Source organism: Ureibacillus sp. 179-F W5.1 NHS (assembly GCF_045369345.1).
In the GTDB taxonomy this organism is placed as follows: Bacteria; Bacillota; Bacilli; order Bacillales_A; family Planococcaceae; genus Ureibacillus; species Ureibacillus halotolerans.
Genome location: NZ_JBIQFG010000072.1, coordinates 1 through 7,443, shown reverse-complemented (window position 1 = coordinate 7,443; position 7,443 = coordinate 1). Strand labels below are relative to the sequence as shown.

Sequence of the window (7,443 nt, the reverse complement as noted above, 5' to 3'; positions counted from 1 at the left end):
AAGTATATAGAAATCGGTGATTACGTGCTTTTTTATTTATGAAATTTTTTTAAACCCCAACAAATATTATAGAGCCATAAATAAAAGTACCCTATAAGAGAGACCTTTTTTCAAGTGTCTTTCTTATAGGGTACATTTTACCTTTGCCCGCTCTTTTTATTTTATTTATCTTTTTTATAATTCTCCCAGAAGGTTGCGTTTTTAATTCCTAGTTTAATAGGGTCAAATACTGGATCTTTCCCCTCTTTTTTCTGTTGCTCGTAATCTTTCAACGCTAACATAGCTGGTTTCATTAATATGAGTATTCCGATTACATTAATCCAAACCATTAAACCTAATCCTAAATCGCCAAATTTCCAAGCTAAATCCGATGTACGGATTGCCCCATAGAAAGTGGAAATGATGAGGACAAATTTTAAGACCCAAGTAAAGAATTGTTCCCTTTTCTGGGTGAATAAGTACGCCACATTCGTTTCAGCAATATAATAATAGGCCATAATTGTAGTAAAGGCAAAGAAGAACAGCGCAATGGCCACAAACATCGAACCAAAATCATTTAAGGCAGGGAATGCTTTATTTACGGCTAATTGTGTGAATTCTGAATAAGTAGCCCCTGCTACATTTTCAACTACTAATTCCCCATTAGCATCTCCTACATTTGTGTTATATGTACCCATAAACAATATCATTAATGCTGTTGCTGAACATACGAATAATGTATCAATATAAATAGAAGCCGCTTGTACTAAACCTTGCTTAGCTGGGTGGGATACTTCAGCTGCTGCTGCAGAGTGTGGTCCTGTACCTTGTCCTGCTTCATTCGAATAAACTGCACGTTTTACACCCCACGCGATCGCTGCACCAATCATCCCGCCAAAGGTCGCATCAACATTAAATGCGCTACGAATAATAAGGGCAAATACATCTGGAACAAGGGAAATATTCATTATGATTACAATAATGGCTAATAAAATATAGGCAACAGCCATAAAAGGAACGATAATTTGAGCTGCGTTTGCAATACGTTTCACGCCACCTAAAATAATAAATGCTAATATCGCTACAACAATTAAACCAGTAATCCACGGTTCAACACCAAAAGCATTATTTACCGCACTAGTAATCGCATTTGATTGTACCCCAGGCATTAAAATAGCTACTGCTAAAATGGCAGCTATTGCAAAGACAATCCCAAACCAACGCTGACCTGTACCTTTTTCTAAATAAAAGGCTGGACCTCCTCGGTAAACACCATTTTTCTTTTCTTTATAAATTTGAGCTAATGTTGATTCCACATATGCAGTTGATGCTCCAATAAATGCCGTTACCCACATCCAAAATACAGCACCTGGTCCACCAAAAGCAATAGCTGTAGCTGTACCTACAATATTACCCGTACCAACTCGACCGGATAATGCTATTGATAGAGCTTGGAATGACGAAATACCCGCTTCCGATTTTTCTCCTGTAAACATTAGGACAAACATATCCTTAATTTTTCGGACTTGAACAAATTTCGTTAAGATGGAGAACAGTAGTCCGACGATTAAAATACCATAAATCATTACTGGACCCCATAACATATCGTTTAACCACGTAACAATCTCCTCAATCATGGATGCACCTCATTTTCATTTATTATTTAGAATATTCTTTATATTACATAAATTAAAACCTCAATTCAATAAAAATTTTTATCTATTACTATAAAAATAAAACGTTAGAATATTAAGATAATTTATTGTATTCATTTTCATTATTCTACTATTTGGAATTCGCATAAAAAAAGACTATCCAACGAAAGGAATTTCATGGATAGTTCTTTTCTTTAAATGTCATTTTATTTAATAATGTATCCTAACGAACGAATAACATTATTGATAAAGTCCTTCTCATACGTAAATACTTCTTCCCGTTCATAATCATGATATAAGTTATGATAACTGTTCGGCCATTCTTTATATTGAATTTCCGACGACATTTGATTAAATAACCATTTTCTTGCAGGCTGAGGATCAGTAATTTTATCTTCTTTAGCAACCATTAACAAAATGGGTAATGCTAATGTCCCTTCCTGTTCTGCCGTCATATTTTTCATTAAATTATGGATATCTTTAAACCATCTTACCGTTACATTGGAATGATATGGTAAATAATCAACCATTTCATTGTAGCCGTCTAAATTTCTAGTTAACATATTTTTATCGAACTTCAACGAGATTTTTTTGTTCGATGCTATAGTTCCTAAACTTGTAATTGCATTCGTAAGTAAATTAGCCGTTTTCTTTAAATGAAGCCAAGGCGAAGCTAAAATAAGACCTGCACATTCCACTGTATTCTTCTTTAAAAATCTAATAGCTAATGTTCCACCTAATCCATGACCAATAATAAAAACCGGCAACTGATATGTTAAAGCACTTTCCATTAACTTTTTAATATAATCTAAATACTCTTCAATCGTTTCGTCATGAACCTTTGAATATTTTAAATGTTCGCCATGGCCTGGCAAATCTCCCATAACAATGTGATAACCTTCTAAGCGAAGTTTTTCAATTAACCAAGCATACCAACGATGATGTTCAAAAACGCTATGTATGATAACGACTACTGCCTTTGCTTGTCCATCTGCTTCCCATTTCCACATAACGCACCCTCCTGCCCATTACTTATTCAGTTGTGGATATATATACCAATTATTATTTTCCATACTTTTATTTATTTGATACGATAATAATATATCATACTTAGAAACGAGGTATTTTTCGATGATTTATCCATTTAAAAATAAAAATCCTAAAATAGACCCATCTGTATTTATTGCCGATAATGCCGTAATTACTGGTGATGTCACAATTGGTGAAGAGACGTCCATTTGGTTTAATACGGTAATTCGTGGGGATGTATCAGCTACTATAATCGGGAAACGCTGTAGCATTCAAGATTTAAGTTGTTTGCATCAAAGCCCGAACAATCCTTTAATCATAGAAGACGAAGTAACAGTTGGCCACCAAGTAACATTACATAGCTGCGTGATTCGTAAACGAGCATTAATTGGGATGGGATCCATTATATTAGACGGTGCTGAGATAGGAGAGGGTGCATTTATCGGTGCTGGTAGTTTAGTACCACCGGGTAAAAAAATTCCACCTAATTCTTTAGCAATGGGTAGACCAGCAAAAGTAGTTCGTATGGTTACCCCAGAAGATAGAGAAGATATGGACCGCATTATCCGAGAATACGTTGAAAAGGGACAATACTACAAATCAATTCAAAAATAATGTTCTTAAGTGAGTGTAAACTTTCATGTTACACTCTTTTTATTAAAATCTTCGAAGTATTACCTCTATTTTTTGTTCATATAAATAAAGAAGGGGTGCTTCGTAATACGTCTTATAAAGGGATCTGAATGGTTACTAATCAGCCTTATTATTTTTACTGCACCGGTCATCGTATTTTTAACTCCCCTCATCATATCGATTGCATTAGATGAAATAGGGAGCGACCAACTAATTTTGTTTTTTCAAAAAATCCTTCTGTATGTTTTTATATTCGCTTTTTCCTTAATTGTTTTATACATTTTATCTATTGTAAAAAGGATGCTTAAAACATTATTTAAATTTTTCTTCCATTAATTTTTCTTTTACATATTCATTCCGAAATAAAAAAAAATCTGCTTAATTTCTATTGAAGTGGGAAAAACCACCTTAGAAATCTCGCAGATTTTTTCTTGTTATCTATGAATCAGCCTAATTTTCTTTCATGTAGAAAATTAAAGTCCGGCCTTTTCTCTTAATTTTTGAGCGATATCAGTGTTTTCCCATGGGACATCTAAATCTGTGCGACCAAAATGACCATAAGCAGCCGTTTGTTTATACATTGGACGACGTAGATCAAGCATTTTAATAATGCCAGCTGGGCGTAGATCAAACAATTCACTTACCCATTCTACTAATTTATTTTCTTCTACTTTACCTGTACCAAACGTATCCACTGATATTGAAACAGGTCGAGCTACACCGATGGCATATGCTAATTGAACTTCAGCACGCTCTGCAAGACCAGCTGCTACGATATTTTTCGCTACATATCTTGCAGCATATGCGGCAGAACGGTCTACTTTCGTAGGATCCTTACCTGAGAATGCCCCGCCACCGTGACGAGCATAACCACCATACGTATCGACAATAATTTTACGTCCTGTTAAACCAGCATCCCCTTTAGGACCACCGATAACAAAACGTCCTGTCGGGTTAATGAAGTATTTTGTTTCATAGTCGATTAAATCAGAAGGAACAACTTCATTAATTACTTTTTCTTTTAAGTCTTGTTGAATTTGTTCCAATGTTACATCTTCATCATGTTGAGTAGAAATAACAATCGTATCAATCCGAATTGGATGATTGTTTTCATCGTATTCTACTGTAACTTGAGTTTTACCATCGGGACGTAAATATGGAATTTCCTTTGATTTCCGAACTTCCGTTAAACGGCGAGCTAATTTATGAGCTAAGCTTATTGGTAATGGCATTAATTCTGGCGTTTCGTTACATGCAAATCCAAACATTAAACCTTGGTCACCAGCACCAATTGCTTCGATATCTTCATCAGTCATAGATCCTTCACGTGCTTCTAAAGCTTGATCTACACCTAACGCAATATCAGGAGATTGTTCTCCGATAGCAGTTAATACTGCTAAATTTTCTGCATCGAATCCATATTTCCCACGTGTATAGCCAATTTCCGCAACAGTATTGCGAACAACACTTTGAATATCAACATATGTAGATGTTGTAATTTCCCCGGCAACTAACACTAATCCAGTTGTTACCGTTGTTTCGCAAGCTACACGTGCATTTGGGTCTTCAGAAATGATTGCATCTAAAATAGCATCGGAAATTTGATCACAAATTTTATCCGGATGCCCTTCTGTTACACTTTCTGATGTAAACAGTCGACGGTTTGTCATTTGATTTCCTCCTAAGTTTATAGCGAGACTCTTTCCTCGTTGTTGATACGGTACTCTATTACCCATGTTTAGCCCACTTATAAAGATTAGTACTTCAAGCCGTCACAATGATATTTTTTGTTTAGCTTAAATTTTCCATCTTTTTAAAGATAGTTAAAAAGGACAGTAATTGTATAATGAAATATGTACAAAAACATGTTCTGAACAATTTTTAGCTACCTTTTGTGTTAGATTTCGTATAAAATGTATTGTAGAACATTTTTGAAATCTAGTTTTTATCGAGTGGCATCAAAAGTTATGGCAAGTGAAATTCACTTATTCGTAATTTGATACATGGATTTAGAAAGGCACATATAAAATAGGTAGTTAAACTATCCTTTTCATTGTGTTCTAAATTGAAAAAAAAAATTCCTCTACTCAAGTACTTTTGCATGAGTAAAAGGAATTGTCGTTTCATTACATTACCTTTCACTCTTATCGTTCAAGGGTATCCCCTTGCATCAGGTTGGCACCATCGCATTATAAAATGAAAATGCAGGTTGCCGGGCTTCATAGGGCCTTGACCCTCCACCAGCTCGGGATAAGAGTATCCGTTCAACACAACATCTTACGTAAAGTAACTTTAATTGTCAATGGATTTTACCTAAATCATGAAATGTTTTAAAATTATAAAATAATTTTCAGGAATTAGTATAGATTATTTAAATCAATGTGTTATACTATTTTTGAAATTAATCAACCCTCCCAATGCAAGTGGGAATTCTTAAAAAAGGATGGTATTTAATCGATGAATTCAGTAGAAATTGCAAATGAACTGAAGGAATTATTAAACGGAGAAAATATAAATGTTCAACTTTCAGTACCACAATTAGTGGAAAAAGCTACCGAACGTGGAGAGGCAACATTAACTGTAGATGGCGCTTTACGTGCTGAAACAGGTAAATATACTGGCCGTTCTCCTAAAGATAAATATATTGTAGAAGAAGAAAGCACAAAAGACAAAATCGACTGGGGTAATGTAAACCGTCCGATTTCTGCTGAAGTGTTTGATAACCTTTACGTTAAAGTTGTAAACTATTTAAAAGAAAAAGATGAGCTATTTGTATTCAAAGGGTTTGCAGGAGCTGATAAAGAATCACAACTTCCAATCCAAGTAATTAATGAATATGCATGGCACAATCTATTCTGTCATCAATTATTCATCCGTCCAACAAAAGATGAGTTAGCTTCTCATGTGGCTGAATTTACAATTGTTTCAGCTCCTACCTTTAAGGCAGATCCAGCAGTAGATGGTACTACTTCCGAAACATTCATTATTGTATCTTTAGAAAAGAAAGTCATTTTAATTGGTGGTACTGAGTACGCTGGTGAAATGAAAAAATCTATTTTCGGTATTATGAACTACCTATTACCAGAACGTGATATCCTGTCAATGCACTGTTCAGCAAACGTTGGTGAAGCTGGTGATGTAGCGTTATTCTTCGGTTTATCTGGTACAGGTAAAACAACTTTATCTGCTGATAGCAATCGCAAGTTAATTGGTGACGATGAACATGGATGGTCAGACAATGGCGTATTTAACATCGAAGGTGGTTGTTATGCAAAAACGGTTAACCTTTCCGCTGAAAAAGAACCGGAAATTTATAACGCAATCCGCTTTGGTTCCGTTTTAGAAAATGTTGTAATTGACCCAGAAACTCGTATTCCTGATTATGATGATGTAACATTAACGGAAAATACTCGTGCTGCTTATCCGATTCATTTTATCGATAACATTGTTACACCTTCCGTTGCAGGACATCCGAAAACAATCGTATTTTTAACAGCTGATGCTTTCGGAGTATTACCTCCAATCAGCAAATTAACGAAAGAGCAAGCAATGTACCACTTCTTAAGTGGATTTACTTCAAAATTAGCAGGTACAGAACGTGGCGTAACATCTCCTGAGCCAGTATTCTCTACATGCTTCGGTTCACCATTTTTACCACTTCCAGCAACTCGTTATGCTGAAATGTTAGGTCAAAAAATTGATGAACACGGTTCTCAAGTATTCTTAGTAAACACTGGTTGGACTGGTGGAGAGTATGGTGTTGGAAACCGTATGAAGCTTTCCTATACACGTACAATGGTTCGTGCTGCTATTGATGGAAAACTTAATAATGTTGAGACTACACAAGATGCAATCTTTGGATTACATATCCCGACTGCCGTAGAAGGTGTACCAAGCGAAGTTTTAAATCCTCGTGAAGCTTGGGCAGATAAAGAAGCTTATGATAAAAAAGCAGCTTATTTAGCAGACTTATTCAAAGAAAACTTCAAAAAGTTCACAAACGTTTCTGAAGATATTTTGAAAAAAGGTGGCCCTTTAGCTTAATCCATAATAAAAAGGACGTCTAAATTTAAAATGTACCCTATAAGAAAGACACTTGAAAAAAGGTCTCTCTTATAGGGTACTTTTATTTATAATGAAATAAAAT

General features: G+C 35.1%; 5 protein-coding genes and 1 riboswitch. Of the genes, 2 read left to right on the top strand and 3 right to left on the bottom strand.

All coding sequences use genetic code 11. The annotated features are described in order from the left end of the window. Positions 1–161: 161 nt before the first annotated feature. Both ACH0B5_RS17470 and ACH0B5_RS17465 read right to left on the bottom strand, forming a co-directional pair. Positions 162–1,616 (bottom strand): alanine/glycine:cation symporter family protein, encoded by a 1,455-nt coding sequence (locus ACH0B5_RS17470; RefSeq protein WP_406928227.1) that lies wholly within the window; start codon positions 1,614–1,616, stop codon positions 162–164. A 224-nt stretch (positions 1,617–1,840) separates the two neighbouring features. Further along, positions 1,841–2,644 (bottom strand): alpha/beta hydrolase, encoded by an 804-nt coding sequence (locus tag ACH0B5_RS17465; protein ID WP_122973684.1) that lies wholly within the window; start codon positions 2,642–2,644, stop codon positions 1,841–1,843. A gap of 121 nt (positions 2,645–2,765) precedes the next feature. Here ACH0B5_RS17465 and ACH0B5_RS17460 point away from each other — a divergent pair, with 121 nt between their 5' ends. Next, positions 2,766–3,278: a gamma carbonic anhydrase gene (locus ACH0B5_RS17460; protein ID WP_406928226.1), complete on the top strand. Its 513-nt coding sequence runs from the start codon at positions 2,766–2,768 to the stop codon at positions 3,276–3,278. 491 nt (positions 3,279–3,769) lie between these two features. On the opposite strand, the gene metK is transcribed toward ACH0B5_RS17460, so the two are convergent. Next, positions 3,770–4,966, bottom strand: coding sequence for a methionine adenosyltransferase (gene metK / locus ACH0B5_RS17455; RefSeq protein ID WP_406928225.1), 1,197 nt, complete (start codon positions 4,964–4,966; stop codon positions 3,770–3,772). A 471-nt stretch (positions 4,967–5,437) separates the two neighbouring features. Further along, positions 5,438–5,553, bottom strand: a riboswitch (SAM riboswitch). Positions 5,554–5,753: 200 nt separating this feature from the next. Here metK and pckA point away from each other — a divergent pair. After that, on the top strand, positions 5,754–7,340 hold the full coding sequence (pckA, locus tag ACH0B5_RS17450; protein ID WP_122973681.1) for a phosphoenolpyruvate carboxykinase (ATP): 1,587 nt from the start codon (positions 5,754–5,756) through the stop codon (positions 7,338–7,340). Positions 7,341–7,443: the final 103 nt, after the last annotated feature.